The organism is Streptomyces sp. NPDC031445 (genome assembly GCF_055581365.1).
Genome location: NZ_JBVIJO010000015.1, coordinates 88,700 through 102,666, shown reverse-complemented (window position 1 = coordinate 102,666; position 13,967 = coordinate 88,700). Strand labels below are relative to the sequence as shown.

The window sequence follows — 13,967 nt, the reverse complement described above, 5'->3', positions numbered from 1 at the left end:
TGCCGGCAGCGGCCGCCCGGCGTGCGGCGGTGGCGTGGCTCGGTCTCGCGAGCGACCGCGGCGTCGATGCCCGCCCGGCGGCACGGCCGGCTGCACAGACGGGGAAGAAGCCGGTCCGGCGGTTCTCCGTGCGCCCGGCGGCGCCGGAGTGCTGCCGCTGAACCCCGGCCGACCGCGTCCCCTTCTCCACGTGCTGGACGACGTGCGTCGGTACGTGATCGGCCGGCGCTCAGACGCCGGCGGACACCCGAGGCGTTCCCGTCACGCAGGCGTCGCCGGCAGGTCATGCCGGAACCGGAGCCCAGCTCGTGGGCTCCGGTCGGCCGGACGCCCGGGCCCGGAGTTCTCGGCGTGCGGAGGTCTGACGACGATGTCCCGCGGGGTGCCGCGGATCACGTCGGATGCAGTTCCTTCCGTTCGGTGGCGGGGCGGGACGTGGGGATGTCCCGCAGGGCGGGAGTGGTGGCGGTCAGGACGGTCATGGCCGCCATGGCGGTGGCCAGGACGATCAGCGCGGTGTGCGGGGTGGTGACGCCGAGCAGGCCCGCGGCGGCGATCGGTCCCAGAGACGCCAGCAACGGCGGCACGGTCTGGTAGGCCACCTGGACACGTCCCATCAGGGCCGGCGGGGTCGTCTGGAGGAGCACTTTCTGGGTGACGACGTTGAGCGCCGGAGTGGACACGCAGCAGCAGCCCAGAAGCGGAGCACTCCAGCTGCCGGTGCCCAGGGCGGCGGCCAGGCCCCCGAAGAGGGCGGCGTTCCACGAGAGCAGCAGAATCAGAGCCCGGGGCGTGAACCGCCGCATGAGGGGAGCGATGGCCAGCGAGCCGAGGAGGTTGCCGGCTCCGGCCAGGGCGAAGAGCCATCCGGCACCGCCGGCGTCACCCGAGAGGCCGTAGTCGGTGGTGGTGATCAGGACGATGCCGCCGAGGGCGAGGTTGGTGACCGCGGCGCGGAGCGTCATGTGGCGGGGGAAGGGCTGGGTGAGCAGGAACCGCCAGCCCCTGGCGGGAGCGGCGGAAGCGTCGGCGGGCCGGCGTGCGGTACGCGTCGCCCCCGGTGGCAGTCGGGCGGTCAGGACGCAGGCCAGGGAAGCCAGGTAGGAACCGGCGTCGCAGAACAGCGGCAGAGCGGGGGAGTACTGGTAGAGGCCGGCTCCCAGCAGGGGTCCGAGGATGCCCGCGAGGGCGCTGCGGGCCTGGCCGAGGGAGAGGGCCCGAGCCAGCAGGGGGTCCGCGACGACCAGGCGGACGGCGGCGGTGGCGGCCGGCCAGAAGGGCACGCTCAGAGCGCTGTTGACGGCGGCGCACACCAGGACGGAGGGAAGGGAGAGCCGGTGCGTGGCGGTGGACCAGGCCAGGACGGCCATGACGGGTGCGCGGGCCGTGTCGCAGAAGACCATGACCGACCGGCATCCAAGACGGTCCACCGCCCAGCCCGCGACGGGCAGGACGGCCAGTACCGCGACGGCTTCCGTGAAGGTGACCAGGGCGACGGCCGAGGCGCTGTGCAGCTGGGCGAGGACGACGAGGGGAATCGCCACCACCGATGCCTGCGTGCCGAAGGCCGACAGGGCCTGCGCCGTCGACAGATGCAGATAGGGGCGATTGCGCCGCAGCGGTGTGCAGTCCATGCGGTGTGACCTCCGGCCCGGAGTGGACGGTGGCCGTGCACCCCGGACAGGGTGCACGGCCACCTGACATACGCTTCCGGTGCTGTTACTCGCCGGCCACGGCCGCGTCGCCGCCGCAGTGGTTGCTGAAGGTGCTGCCCAGGGCGAGGGCGGGCTCCGGCTCAGCGGCGGTCAGGTTCTGGAGCGCGAGGATGTCGTTCATGTCTTCTCCTTCTGGGTGAGGGCGCCGGCGCGTGTGGCCGCGACCGGCGGTGACGAGGGGGACGGTGCGCAGGGCTGCCCCGGCGGACAGCGGAAGGGGGTTACTCTCCCGCGATGTCGTCGGGCACGTAGGTGCCCGAGGTGCATCCGAAGCTGAAGGAGCTGTTCGGGGCCAGCCCGGCCTCGGCGGCGCCGGCCTGCTCGGCCTGCATGGCCTGGAGCGCGAGAACGTTGTTCATCGGTTTCTCCTTCGAGGTGTCAGAGTGATTCCGAGAGGTGCGCCCTCCAGGACTTCCCGGAGGGCCCGGTCCCTCACTGGGGCCGTGGATACGGCAGGCCCGTCGCGTGGGACCAAGTCGAGGGGATACCGCAGGCGGCGGGACGGGACGCGTCGATCGCCTGCCGAGTGGTGTGCAGGGCGTACAGCACTCCCGCTGTGCCGCTGACCAGATCCATGGACAGCCGCAACAGCCAGTGGCCGGGGAACGCGATGCCCCCGTCCAGCGGGACCGCGTGCAGGGCGAGGCCACGGATGTGGCGGCCCAGGATCTCCGGAAGGCCGGGCGTTCCGGGGTGTGCGGCCAGCGCGGCCATCAGCCCGGCGCGGCCCGCGGTGAGACCGGGTTCGATGAGGAACCGGGCCTGTCCCGCGAGCAGGATTCCGCGGTGCACCGTCGCCAGGGCGTCGTCCGGGCGCAACTTCGTGTACCTGGCGAGCGGCTCGGCCAGTCCCGCGCTTCCGGCTCCGAGGTGCGACAGCATACGGGTGCCGTCGTGGAGCGACACCTCGCCGTTGTCGTTCGTCTCGGCGAAGGCGAGGTCGCGGTCCATGGCCTGCCGGGCGAGGTCGAGGAGGGCAGGTGTCCCTGAGTCCTCGTGGCATGTGAGGAGGAACGACGCGACGCCGGCCCAGCCGTGCGTGAGGCCCGCGGTGCGGGACGTTCCGGAGGGTGCCTCGGACAGCAGCGCGGTCAGTCGGTCGAGGACCTCCTGCTGCCGCTCCCGCCACCGCGCGTCACCGGTGACCGCCGCGAAGTGACGCATCACCAGGCCGATGCCCGCGAGTCCGCCGAACAGGTGGGGTGAGTCCGGAAGCGGGACGGCGTCAACCCGGTCCAGGACGCGCAGCGCCTCCTCCTCACGGCCCAGGCCGTGCAGGACCAGCGCTGCTCCGTGCAGTCCGTCGTACAGGCCGGCACGTGCCGGAGCCCGGCGGGCGGCGTCCGCGAGCCAGTCGACGTGCACCGGATCGACCTTGCACCCGGCCACGCGCAGGGCGAACAGGACGCCCGCGGCGCCGTGCGCCAGACCGTAGCCGCCGTCGTTCAGCGCGCGGGGATCGCCGGGGAAGAGGCGGTCGGAGCGCTCGGGCGTGGCGGACGAGGTGATCGCCTCCGCCAGCGCGTCCAGCAGCGCGTCCATGGCCGGACCGGCGGGGTCGGCGGCGGCCGCTGCGAACAGCGGGCCGGGTCGCGGGGTCACGTCCCGGACGCCGAGCGTGCGACGCATGGCGGCACGTGACGCGGCCACGGTGGGGGCGGCCTGCGGGAAGTGCTCCACGATCACGTCGGCGAACTCGTCGAGTTTGTCGCCGTCGAGGTCGAGCATGGTGGTCAGCGGCAGGAACATGGCCAGGCGGATGCAGTCCAGCGCGTACCGGTCGCGCTCCGGCCCCCGGAAGGCGTTGCGCGTGATGAACCCGGGGCAGCCCAGTATGGGCGCGGGCTCGCTGTCCGGGCGGTAGGCGATCTCGAAGTCCACCAGCGCCACCCGTCCGTTCGGGCGCACCATGACGTTGCGTGGATGGAGGTCGGCGAAGACGTATCCCCGCTCGTGCAGTGTGCGCAGGGCCTGCTCCAACTGGTCGCACAGGTCCAGCACGTCCGCCGCGTACGCCGCGCACCGCTCCGGATCCTCGACGCCGCTGGCGAGCGGGTTGCGCGAGGCGAGGTAGGTCCACAGCGTCTCGCCCGCGATGTACTCCTCGACCAGGAAGTGGTGTTCCCACGCCGTGAACGTGCCGATGAACGAGGGTACGAAGTCCAGGTCGCCCAGGGCCCGCAGCGTCTCCGCCTCGCTGTGCAGCCGCGTCACCGCGTCCCGCCCGTTGCCGTCCAGCCCGGCGTGCGGCCTCGCCTCGCGCAGGACGACCTGCTCGCCGGTCGAGCGATCGCGGGCCAGGTAGATGCCGCCCGCGTTGGAGAAGTGCAGGGCGCTCTCCACCGTGTACGGCATGGTGGTGCCGTCCCCCGCTGCCTGGGCCGCCATCATCTCCGCGACGGGCGCCGGGATCGGCACCCACTCGGGAACATGGAAGCGCGGACCCCGCACGTCCGGCACCAGAGTGCCGTCGGGCCGGCGGACGGCCAGGGTCTCCCGGCCGTCCTCGCCCGTGCAGTACATCCGGCGAAAACCGCCGAAGCGGACGTAGAGCGGCCCGTCGCCCCACCGCAGGTCGCTGAGGATGTACGGGCCGGAGCGCCCTTTCAGCCTCCGCGACAGGTCACCGAGCAGCTCCGCGAGGGCCGCGTCGTCGTCGGCCGGGTAGATGGTGATCAGCTTGCCGCTGCTGCCCCGGTCGGCGTCTTTGCCGTTCAGACTCAGGTGCGTTCTCGGGGACGTGAGGAACTTGAAATCGATATTCCGCTCCAGACAGTAGTCCGTGACGATATCGATGACTTCCTCGGCGTCTTCGGGGAGCACCGAGACATGGACCTTCCAGCCCTGCTCCCGGACTGCCCTGCCTTTCCGGCTCAGATACGTCCAGTTGCCGTCCGAGACCACGTCCCATTCCTCTGGGAAGGAACGTTCAGCAGCCGGGAAACTCCGTGTGCCGACAGCGGACGGGCGGTCGTAGAAGAGCTTGTCGGCCTGACAATACGGAAGGTAACTCTCCATGTTGTCTCCCTTCGCATGCCGCCTTCACCGCCGCCGCATCGGCTTCGGACATGGCGTCCGGAGTGCGTCCTCCTTGATTCATCAGTGTGTGGCCAGGGCGTGCCCGGCGGCAGTCACGGGTCCTCGGTACCGGTAATGCGTTGCTGGTGGTCGGTTGACACCAGCGGGAAAACGGTGGCCGACCTGGTGCTGCGCGCGCCGGCAGGGGTCAGGATCCGGTGCTGTTCCAGTCGTCGACCGGGTCGAAGGCGCGGACAGCGGTCCGGCCGGTTCCGGTGTCGTCGGCGCCGTGCACGGTGAGCACGGCGACGGAAGCGAGCGCGGCCACGGGAAGCAGGACGGCGACCCGGGCCGCGAGGGAGCGGCGCCCGGGGACCGCCGCGCGCTGCCCGGCGTCCCGGCTGTCGGCCGCGGTGGTGTCCTTGCCGCAGGAGGTCATCTGTGTCGCCTTTCGTGACGGTGGTGCGAGAGGTGGTGCGAGGCAGGGCGGCGCCGGAGTACTTCGCGACCCCTCACGAACACTGGCAGCCACCGGTCAATGCACGATCAGTGCGTACGGCCGTGCCGCTGGACGACGGATCGACGCACCCCCCGCTCCGGGCACCCGGTCACCCCGGTCACCGACACCGGCCCTGGTCAACGGCGTTGATGACACGTTGATCGACCGCAGACGCCGCGCCTGACGGCCGGCGGGACGACGCGTGGGCGCCGCCCGTGGCCGGTGTGGACGCCCCGGGGAACCACCTCTTCGGCGGCCCCGCCCCATGCCCTGGCGCACGCGCTGTTCACCGCCGACTCCCGGGCCTGGCTTGACGTCCACACGGCCGTCACCGGTGCGCACCGGCACCGCGCGGATGTCCCCGGCGCTGCCGCACGCCGGCTGCCGGGCGGGCCCGGGTTCGACACAGTGCCCAAGCCCTGGCGGGACGTCCTGGGCGAACACGTGGACGCGGTGCGGCGCGCCGCCGAGCAGTGGCGTGTCCCGTGGGAACGGTCCGACGCGCGCAGGAGGCAGCGGTATGACCGCCGTCCCCACCCGGTACCCGGGCGAACTGGCGGTCTCCGCGCGGTCCTCCTCGACACCGCCGGCTTCCACGGCGCCGGGCACCACGGGGAACTGAGCGGGCGGGCCATCGCCGGGCGCGCGACGACGCGGTGCCGGCGACCAAGTCCGGCTTCGCCGACGGCCTGGGCGAGCCCGCCCTGCTCCCCGGCGACGCCGCCTGCGTGCGCCAGGCGTGCGGGGCCTGCCCGCGCCGGCTCGGGGTCGACCGCATCGACCTCTGCCGCCGGCACCGGGTCGGTCCCCGGGTGCCGATCGGGGAGACCGCCGGGGCCACGGCCGAGCCGGTGCGGGCCGGCGAGGTGCGGTACCGGGGGCTGTCCGGGGCCGCCGCGGGGACCATCCGGCGGCCGCACGCGGTCCACCCGGTCTCCGGAGCCGCGGCAGCTCGGTCTCCGCCGGGCAGCCGGCCCCGGCCCGGTTGCGGCACCGGGGCCACGATCCGGCGGCAGCGGTACCTGGAGGAGAACCTCGCGCGCTGGACCTCCGGCTGTCCGCCGAGGACGTCGCCGCGATCGGGGCCCCGGCCCCCCGGGCACGTCGCGGGCGCAGCCGGGAGGCGCCGTACGCGCCGGGAGCCGCACCCGCCGCTCACTCCACGGCGGCCCCGAACCACCGGGTCAGGTGCTCGCGCAGGTCCCGCTGGTCCTCGCCGGCCCAGGCGACATGGCCGTCCGGCCGCAGCAGCACCGCAGGCACCTCCAACTCCTCGCTGACGTCGGCGGCATGGTCGACCCGGTCCGCCCAGCCCGCCGCCGAGAGCCGGCCGGTCTGGTCGAGCAGCAGGCCGCGGCCGCCGTGCAGCAGCCCGTAGAGGCGGCCCCGCTTCAGCTGGACGTCCCGCAGGCGCCGGCCGAGCAGGTCGTGCCCCTCCCCGAGGTCGTACCGGACGTCGACGGCGGTGATGATGCCGGTGACGTACCGGTTCACCTCCTCGAAGTCCATCAGCCGGCCGAACAGTTCGCGCAGCGCGGTCGCGCCCGGATCGGTTCCCAGCAGCGTCATCTGCGCACGGGTGTTGTCCAGTACGGCGGCGCCCACCGGGTGCCGTTCGGCGTGATAGCTGTCCAGCAGGTCCTCCGGAGCCCAGCCGGCCACCTCGGCGGCCAGCTTCCAGCCGAGGTTGAACGCGTCCTGGACACCGAGGTTGAGCCCCTGGCCGCCGGTCGGCGGGTGGATGTGCGCCGCGTCGCCGGCCAGCAGCACCCGGCCGACCCGGTAGCGCTCGGCCTGCCGGGTGGCGTCACCGAAGCGCGACAGCCAACGCGGGGAGTGCGCCCCGAAGTCGGTGCCCGCGACCGCCCGCAGCCGCGCCGTGAACTCCTCCAGGGTCGGCGCGGTCGTACGGTCCTCGGCCACCCCGTCGGCGGGGACGCCGATGCGGTACACCCCCTTGTTCCCGTCGACGTCGGGAATGGCGCCGAACCGGAGCTGGGTCTTGCGGACCTCCGCGACGACGGCGGCGATCGTCGCCGGATCCTCGGTCACCTCCATGTCGCCCAGCAGCGTCTCGACCTTGGACGGCTCCCCGGGGAAGCCGACGCCGAGCAGCTTGCGCACCGTACTGCGGCCGCCGTCGCACCCGACGAGGTACCGCGAGCGCAGCCGTGTGCCGTCGGCCAGTTCGGCCGTCACCCCGTCCGCGTCCTGGCTCAGCCCGACCAGCTCCCGGCCGCGCCGGATCTCGGCACCGGTCTCCAGGGCGCGCTCGTTCAGCAGCCGCTCGGTGGCCTGCTGCGAGATGGCGAGGCCGTACGGATGAGCCGTGTCCAGCCGCTCCGGCCACGGCTTCATGACACCGCCGAAGAGCCCGCCGACGCTGAACTTCTCACCGGCCGCCAGGAACCGTTCGAGCAGCCCGCGCTGGTCCATGATCTCCACGCTGCGCGCGTGCAGACCGCGCCCGCGGGACTGCTCGGTCGGCTCGGCCAGCTTCTCCAGCACCACCACGTGTACGCCGTGCAGCCGCAGTTCGCAGGCCAGCATCAAGCCGGTCGGTCCGCCGCCGACCACGAGCACGTCGATCATTCAAAGTCCCCCGTTTCCGCAGGTTCTGGTCGAGGCCGGAGATTCTGCAACACCACGGGGGCCTTGCCGCAAGGCCCCCTGTGCGCTATACGTTGAGAGTGGCAAGGAGTGGGCGGGTGACCTCCTTGCCTTTGTCATGCGTGCGGTACCCGCGGCCCCCACCCCTCCGGAAAAGTGCCCCCGGCCTGGTAACAGCTGTTACCTTCGGGGTATGGCGAAGACACAGCTGGGCGCGCGCGTCGACGAGGAGATCGCGGAACTGGCCCGGTCCCGGGCCCGGGACCGCGGAATGAGCGTCGGCGACTACATCGCCTCCCTCGTACGGGACGACACCGGCGGTCTGCGGGAGCGCGGCATGGACGCCGCCCGCCGCTTCCTCGACGAGCACCAGGCCGTCTTCGACGCGGCCGAGGACGCGGACCGGGGCACCCCGGGCGCGCACGCCGCCTGATGGAGCTGTACGTCGACGTCCCCTGGATCCTGGAGGTCGCGGAGCTGGCCGGCGCACGGGACCCGGCCCCCGAGGACTACGGCGTGCCGGTGGCCGCCGTCGCCTGCCACCGAGCGGAACTGCTGGAACGGCCCGTCTACGACGGCCCCTTCGCCCGCGCCGCCGCCCTGGTGCACGTCCTGGGCCGCTGCCGCTGGCTGGAGCGCTCCAACATGGCCGTCGCCGCGGCGACGGGCGTGATGTACCTGGAAGCCTCCGGCATCCCGGTCAAGCCCACCCACGACGACGCCGTGGCCCTGCGCGACCTCCTGCGGGACCCCCTGTGCACCGCGCCGGCGATCGCCGCCCTGCTGCGCGGCTGGCCCCGTTCCAGCTGACCGCCACGCCCGCCCGTCGCGTTCAGGCCCACGCCGCCTGGGCGAGGGCGGTGCCGATGAACACGGCGCCGAGGCCGGTGACCACGCTGGCGATCACGTTCACGGCGGCGAAGAACCTGGCGCCGGTCTCGGCCAGCCGCAGCGTCTCGTAGGAGAAGGTCGAGTAGGTCGTGAGCGCTCCGCAGAACCCGGTGCCGATCAGCAGTTGCACCGAGTGGGAGGCGGCCCCGTAGGTGACCGCGCCGGACAGCAGCCCCAGGATCAGGCAGCCGGTCACGTTGACGAGGAAGGTGCCGAAGGGCAGGCCGGTGTCGTGCCGGGCCTGTACGGAGCGGTCGGTCAGGTACCGCAGCGGCGCTCCGACCACGGCACCGGCGATGACGAGGAGCCAGTTCACTTCGCCCGCTTCTCCTTCACGCGCCCGACGTAGCGGATGACCTCGCACTCGTCGAGGACCACCAGCCCGTTCGCGACCAGGTCGTCCAGTTGGGGCAGGAAGGCGCGGACGCGGGCCGCGTCGTCCACGATGACCACCGCCACGGGCAGGTCCTCGCTGAGCGACAGCAGGCGGCTGGTGTGGATCAGGGAGGAGGCGCCGTAGCCCTCGATGCCCCTGAACGCGCTCGCGCCGGCCAGCCCGGCCTCGTGGGCGCGCTGGATGATCTCGCCGTAGAGCGGCTTGTGACGGAAGGTGTCGCCCTCGCCGACGAAGACGGTCAGGCGGAGCGCGGAGCCGTGCAGCCGGGTCACCTTGTCCTCCTCCACGCGATCAGACAGCGGGTCGCCGCCGCAGCGAGCCACACGGCCGCGAGCGCGGCGAGCGCGGTGGCGGCCAGGTAGGCCAGGCCGGTGCGGGCGTGACCGCTCCGCACCAGCTGCTGGATGTCGACGCAGTAGGTCGAGAAGGTCGTGAAGCCGCCCAGGACGCCGGTGCCGAAGAAGGGGCGTACCAGCCGGTGCGCGGCCCACACCTCCGTGATGACGACCATGAACACACCGATCACCGCGCAGCCGGTCGCGTTCACCGTGAGGGTGGTCCAGGGGAAGGCGCCGGCGGCGGTCGGCCACAGCAGGGAGGCGCCGTAGCGGGCCACGGCCCCCAGCGCGCCGCCTGCCGCGACCACCGCGATCACCGGCGCCTGGCCGCCGGCGAGTCCGGGCCGCCGCGCGGGCGCGGACGGACCGGCGCCGGACACCGCGGGCGCCGCGGGCTCCGTGATCTGATCGCGGTGAGCTCTCATGGACGCGCGTCTCCTACTCGTGCGGCCGCCCGGCGTGCGGGCGCGTGTGCTCACAAGCAGGGACTGTCGGCGGCGTCGGTGCCGCGGTTCGGGTGCGGCGAGCCCCACCGCCACGCGACCACCCGATCCGGGCTGCCGCTGGTGACCAGGTTAACCGGGGCCATGCGGGGCCGTCGCGCCGGGTGCCGCGGAGGGGCGCGGAGGGGCGTGGAGGGGGTCAGCGCAGGGGTGGGGTCAGCGGAGGGGTCAGCGCAGGGCGAGCGTCGCGCGCGGGTTGGCGGGCCCCAACTCGCCGTGCACGACCGCGTACCGCTCGCGAGGCCGCACCGGAGCGTTGAATGGACGGCGAGGCGAAACGGACGGCATGTGCGCCCCCTCGCGTAAAATGGACCCACAGGTCCAGCGCGGGGCTGAGGAGGGCACATGGACAGGAGCGGCCGGAGCGCACCGCGGCTGACCGCCAAGGGCATGGCCACCCGGCGCCGCATCGTGGAGGGCGCGGCCGAGGAGATCCGCGAGCGGGGCGCCGCCGGGACGACACTCGACGACATCCGGTCCCGCACCGCGACCAGCAAGAGCCAGATCTTCCACTACTTCCCCGGCGGGAAGGAGGAGTTGCTGCTCGCGGTGGCCGCCCGCGAGGCCGAACGCGTCCTGGAGGACCAGGAACCGCACCTCAGCGACCTGACCACGTGGGCGGCCTGGCGCGAGTGGCGCGACGCGGTCGTACGCCGGTACGAACAGCAGGGCGTCGACTGCCCGCTCGGCGTGCTGATCACCGAGCTGGGCCGCGGCACCCCGGCCGCACAGGCACTCACGGGCCAGTTGATCGACCAGTGGCAGTCGGCCCTGCGCACCGGCATCCGGCACATGCAGGACAGCGGCGAGGTCGACCGGCGGCTGGACGCCGACCGGACGGCGGCCGCACTCGTCGCCGCCGTACAGGGCGGCGTGACCATCCTGATGTCCACCGGCGCCATCGGACACCTGGAAGCGGCGCTCGACACGACCCTGACACTGCTGCGCACCGCCGCCGCCCCCGCGACCTGACTCGCGACGGGCCAGGGCGCCGTAGCCACGAGTCCGGCGAAGGCCGGGCGAGGCCGGGCCCCGCGACGCCGGGCCGACCCGGACCACAGGCCCTAGCATCCGGACACATCATGGACTTCACGGATGTGTCACTCACCGCGCTGCGCGTCTTCCGTGCCGTCGCCGAGCGGGGGACCTTCACGGCGGCCGCCGCCTCGCTGGGCTACACCCAGTCGGCGGTGTCGCGGCAGATCGCCGCGCTCGAACGCGTCGCGGGCGCCGAACTGCTGGAACGGCGGCGCGACGGCGTACGGCTCACCGCGGCCGGCCGCGTCGTCATGCGCCGGGCGACGGTCGTGCTGGACGAGATCGACGCGGCCGCCAGGGAGCTGTCGGGTCTGCCCGGGCAGGCCGCGACCGTCCGCCTGGGCTGGTACCCGAGCGCCGGCGCCGTCCTGCTGCCGCGCGCCCTCACGGCACTGCGCCGCACCGACCCCGGCCTCCGGGTCGTCGGCCGCGAGGGGAGCACCCCGGCGCTGGTGCGCGCCCTGCGGGCCGGCAGCATCGACCTGGCGCTGCTCGCGTCCGCGCCGCCGTTCCGGCCGCCGGACGCCGAGTCACCCCCGCTGGTCGTGCGGACCCTCACCGAACGCGCGCTGTGCCTGGCGGTGCCCGCCGGCCATCCGCTGGCCCGCGGCGACTTCGTCGACGTGGCCGACCTGCGCGGGCAACGCTGGATCGCGGGGGCCTCCTCGGGCGAGGACCAGCTCATGGGGGTGTGGCCGGGCCTGGACGAGCGGCCGGAGATCGCCCACACCGCGCGGGACTGGCTCGCCAAGCTCCACCTCGTGGCCGCCGGCTGCGGGCTGACCACCGTGCCGGCCGCCCTCGCCGCCGCCGCGCCACCGGGTGTCCGCGTTCTCCCGGTCCGCGGCGGGCCCCAGGAACAGCGGCGCGTGCTCCTGGCGCGGCTGCCCCATCCGCCGACGGAACCGGTCACACGCGTGGCAGCCGCCCTGCGCGCGGCGGCCCTCGACGCGGACCCACCGGCTCCGTCGCCGCCGCCGCTCCCGCCGCCGTCCTGAGGCGGGGCGTCCCCGGACCGGTGACGTGGCGCCCGACGGGGGGCGCGCGGGGTGGGAGGTCAGCGAGTGTCGCCGTGCAGGGTGGCTTCGGCGGCGTCCGTGAGGAGCTGTTCCAGGCGCGTGAGCTGACGGGCGTCGAGGGCGCCGAAGATCCGCCGGAGTATCCGGGTGCCCGCCTGCTCGCCTGCGGCGAGGGCCGCGTGGCCCTGCTCGGTCAGCGCGACGGTCTTGCGCCGGCGGTCCACGGGATCGGGGGTCCGGGTGACCAGCCGCAGGCGTTCCAGGGCTTCGACGGCCTGGGTGACGGAGCGGGGCGCCTGGCCGAGCGCCTCGGCGAGTTCGGCCTGATGGAGAGCGCCGCGCAGGGCGAGGAGCCGCAGCAGCTTGGTGCGGGCCAGGGACAGGCCGGCCGCCGCCATGTGCTGATCGACCGCTGTGCGGACCTGGTGGGCGACGCCCAGGAACCGCAGGCCCACGTCCGCGGGGTCGGGGCCGGTGGGCGGCGCTGTCTCGTGCTCGCTCATGACGTGGGGTATCGTCCCACACGTCATTGATGAGGTACCTCACGAATGGGGGAACGGTGACCCGTCCCATTGCTGTGATCACCGGCGCGACCTCCGGGCTGGGCCGGATCGCCGCCCTGGAGCTCGCCCGCCGCGGCTACGGCCTCGGCATCGTGGCGCGCTCCCCGGACAGGGCCGGAGCCCTGCTCGCCGAGCTGGGGGAGGCAACCGGGGGCGCCGCGCACGCCGACGTCTTCCTCGCGGACCTCGGAGTCGTCGCACAGGCCCGCCGGGCGGGCCGGGAGATCGCCGCGCGGTACGCGCGGCTTGACGTACTGGTCAACAACGCGGGCCTGCACGCGTTCTCCCAGCGCGTCACGGCCGAGGGGCTGGCGGAGATGACCGCCGTCAACCACGTCGGCCCGTTCGTCCTGACCCAGGCGCTGACGGACACGCTCCTGGCCTCCGCGCCGGCGCGGATCGTGAACGTCGCCTCCGAGGCCTCCCGGCGGGCCGGGAGCATCACGCCGGCCAGGGACCTGCGGGACACCACCCCCTACACGCGGCGCGAGTCGATGGCCCGGTACGGCCGGACCAAGCTGATGACCATCATGTGGACGCGGGAACTGGCCCGGCGCCTGGACGCCACGAAGGTCACGGTGAACTGCTGCGACCCGGGCTTCAACGCCACCGGTCTCGGCCGCGACCTGCCCGGCTCCGCCGCGCTGCGGCGCGTCCTGGACGTCCTGAGGATCGGCGACCCGCGCAAGGGCGCGGGGATCATCGTCCGCCTGGCGACCGACCCGGCGTTCGCGCACACCACCGGCGGCTACTTCTCCGTCCGCGACGCCGAGCCGTTGCGGTGCCCCGAGCCCGGCCGTGGCGAGGACGTCCAGCGGCAACTGTGGACCGAAACGGAGTCGTTGCTCGCCGGGATGCCCTCGATGTCGCCTCGCCAGGACTGAAATCCGCAGGTCGCCGATTTCAAAACCGCAGGTCAGCGGCGTGACGCCGGTATTCCTGTCTGGATCTGTGCCCACGGCCACAGCAAACGGGTGCCCCGTGGGCGCATACTGAGGCATGACCCAGCCTGCTGCACCCAAGCGTCATCTGCCCACCAGCCCCTTCAAGGCCCCCGCCGTACGGGCTCCCAAGCACTTCGCCGTCGGTGACCAGGTCACACACGACGTGTACGGACTCGGCCGGGTGATCGGCGTCGAGGACGGAATCGCGGCGCTCGTGGACTTCGGCCCGGAGCAATTGCGGATCCTGAGCCCGTACGCCAAGATGACCAAGCTGTAGGACCGCTGTGCCCGGTCACGGCACACCAGGACCCCTCAGGGACCTGTGACGAAAGAGAGACCTCCCATCGAATCGACGTCGCTGTTCTCCGCCCTGGAAGGGCAACCCCGCCGCCCCGCCGCGGCATCGCCGCCTCCGGCGACGAACCCCTTCCA

The 13,967-nt window shown here is 73.4% G+C and carries 16 protein-coding genes and 1 pseudogene; 7 read left to right on the top strand and 10 right to left on the bottom strand.

Annotation, left to right across the window (positions count from 1 at the left end; all coding sequences use genetic code 11):
- Nucleotides 1-392 precede the first annotated feature (392 nt).
- The 5 genes from ACZ5DC_RS32995 to ACZ5DC_RS32975 form a co-directional block, all read right to left on the bottom strand.
- The gene (locus ACZ5DC_RS32995; RefSeq protein ID WP_468658852.1) at nt 393-1,634 is read right to left on the bottom strand and encodes an MFS transporter; all 1,242 of its coding nucleotides are present in this window, start codon (nt 1,632-1,634) and stop codon (nt 393-395) included.
- 85 nt (nt 1,635-1,719) lie between these two features.
- Nucleotides 1,720-1,836, bottom strand: coding sequence for a class III lanthipeptide (locus ACZ5DC_RS32990; protein WP_468658850.1), 117 nt, complete (start codon nt 1,834-1,836; stop codon nt 1,720-1,722).
- Between the two features lie 100 nt (nt 1,837-1,936).
- Nucleotides 1,937-2,074 (bottom strand): class III lanthipeptide, encoded by a 138-nt coding sequence (locus tag ACZ5DC_RS32985; protein ID WP_468658848.1) that lies wholly within the window; start codon nt 2,072-2,074, stop codon nt 1,937-1,939.
- Between the two features lie 73 nt (nt 2,075-2,147).
- On the bottom strand, nt 2,148-4,733 hold the full coding sequence (gene lanKC / locus ACZ5DC_RS32980) for a class III lanthionine synthetase LanKC (protein ID WP_468658846.1): 2,586 nt from the start codon (nt 4,731-4,733) through the stop codon (nt 2,148-2,150).
- A 208-nt stretch (nt 4,734-4,941) separates the two neighbouring features.
- A complete protein-coding gene (locus tag ACZ5DC_RS32975; protein ID WP_468658844.1) occupies nt 4,942-5,172 on the bottom strand; it encodes a hypothetical protein in 231 nt (76 codons plus the stop codon).
- A gap of 621 nt (nt 5,173-5,793) precedes the next feature.
- Between ACZ5DC_RS32975 and ACZ5DC_RS32970 the strand changes: the two are divergent.
- Nucleotides 5,794-6,170, top strand: a pseudogene (locus ACZ5DC_RS32970) (aldo/keto reductase); the annotation flags it as partial.
- 217 nt (nt 6,171-6,387) lie between these two features.
- Here ACZ5DC_RS32970 and rox read toward each other — a convergent pair.
- Nucleotides 6,388-7,824, bottom strand: coding sequence for a rifampin monooxygenase (gene rox, locus ACZ5DC_RS32965; protein ID WP_468658842.1), 1,437 nt, complete (start codon nt 7,822-7,824; stop codon nt 6,388-6,390).
- 211 nt (nt 7,825-8,035) lie between these two features.
- Between rox and ACZ5DC_RS32960 the strand changes: the two genes are divergently transcribed.
- Nucleotides 8,036-8,275, top strand: a complete 240-nt coding sequence (locus ACZ5DC_RS32960; protein WP_366753567.1) for a hypothetical protein — start codon at nt 8,036-8,038, stop codon at nt 8,273-8,275.
- Nucleotides 8,275-8,652, top strand: a complete 378-nt coding sequence (locus tag ACZ5DC_RS32955; protein WP_468658839.1) for a fic family toxin-antitoxin system, toxin component — start codon at nt 8,275-8,277, stop codon at nt 8,650-8,652. Before ACZ5DC_RS32960 ends, ACZ5DC_RS32955 begins: the two co-directional genes overlap by 1 nt.
- A 22-nt stretch (nt 8,653-8,674) precedes the next feature.
- On the opposite strand, the gene crcB (ACZ5DC_RS32950) is transcribed toward ACZ5DC_RS32955, so the two are convergent.
- The 3 genes from crcB (ACZ5DC_RS32950) to crcB (ACZ5DC_RS32940) are packed head-to-tail and all read right to left on the bottom strand — an operon-like array spanning nt 8,675 to nt 9,893.
- Nucleotides 8,675-9,049, bottom strand: a complete 375-nt coding sequence (gene crcB, locus ACZ5DC_RS32950; RefSeq protein ID WP_468658837.1) for a fluoride efflux transporter CrcB — start codon at nt 9,047-9,049, stop codon at nt 8,675-8,677.
- Nucleotides 9,046-9,402: a DUF190 domain-containing protein gene (locus tag ACZ5DC_RS32945; protein ID WP_468658835.1), complete on the bottom strand. Its 357-nt coding sequence runs from the start codon at nt 9,400-9,402 to the stop codon at nt 9,046-9,048. The genes crcB (ACZ5DC_RS32950) and ACZ5DC_RS32945 overlap by 4 nt, the downstream gene beginning before the upstream one ends.
- Nucleotides 9,399-9,893 (bottom strand): fluoride efflux transporter CrcB, encoded by a 495-nt coding sequence (gene crcB, locus ACZ5DC_RS32940; RefSeq protein WP_468658833.1) that lies wholly within the window; start codon nt 9,891-9,893, stop codon nt 9,399-9,401. Before crcB (ACZ5DC_RS32940) ends, ACZ5DC_RS32945 begins: the two co-directional genes overlap by 4 nt.
- 423 nt (nt 9,894-10,316) lie before the next feature.
- Here crcB (ACZ5DC_RS32940) and ACZ5DC_RS32935 point away from each other — a divergent pair, with 423 nt between their 5' ends.
- Together ACZ5DC_RS32935 and ACZ5DC_RS32930 are read left to right on the top strand one after the other, a co-directional pair.
- On the top strand, nt 10,317-10,943 hold the full coding sequence (locus tag ACZ5DC_RS32935; RefSeq protein ID WP_468658831.1) for a TetR/AcrR family transcriptional regulator: 627 nt from the start codon (nt 10,317-10,319) through the stop codon (nt 10,941-10,943).
- A gap of 110 nt (nt 10,944-11,053) precedes the next feature.
- On the top strand, nt 11,054-12,007 hold the full coding sequence (locus tag ACZ5DC_RS32930; protein ID WP_468658829.1) for a LysR family transcriptional regulator: 954 nt from the start codon (nt 11,054-11,056) through the stop codon (nt 12,005-12,007).
- 59 nt (nt 12,008-12,066) lie between these two features.
- Here the strand turns inward: ACZ5DC_RS32930 and ACZ5DC_RS32925 are convergent, their stop codons facing one another.
- Entirely contained in the window at nt 12,067-12,531 is a 465-nt protein-coding gene (locus ACZ5DC_RS32925; protein ID WP_468658827.1) for a MarR family winged helix-turn-helix transcriptional regulator, read from the bottom strand.
- Nucleotides 12,532-12,587: 56 nt separating this feature from the next.
- Here ACZ5DC_RS32925 and ACZ5DC_RS32920 point away from each other — a divergent pair, with 56 nt between their 5' ends.
- Nucleotides 12,588-13,475, top strand: a complete 888-nt coding sequence (locus ACZ5DC_RS32920; RefSeq protein WP_468658825.1) for an SDR family NAD(P)-dependent oxidoreductase — start codon at nt 12,588-12,590, stop codon at nt 13,473-13,475.
- A 115-nt stretch (nt 13,476-13,590) separates the two neighbouring features.
- Nucleotides 13,591-13,812: a hypothetical protein gene (locus ACZ5DC_RS32915; protein ID WP_225809492.1), complete on the top strand. Its 222-nt coding sequence runs from the start codon at nt 13,591-13,593 to the stop codon at nt 13,810-13,812.
- Nucleotides 13,813-13,967 lie beyond the last annotated feature (155 nt).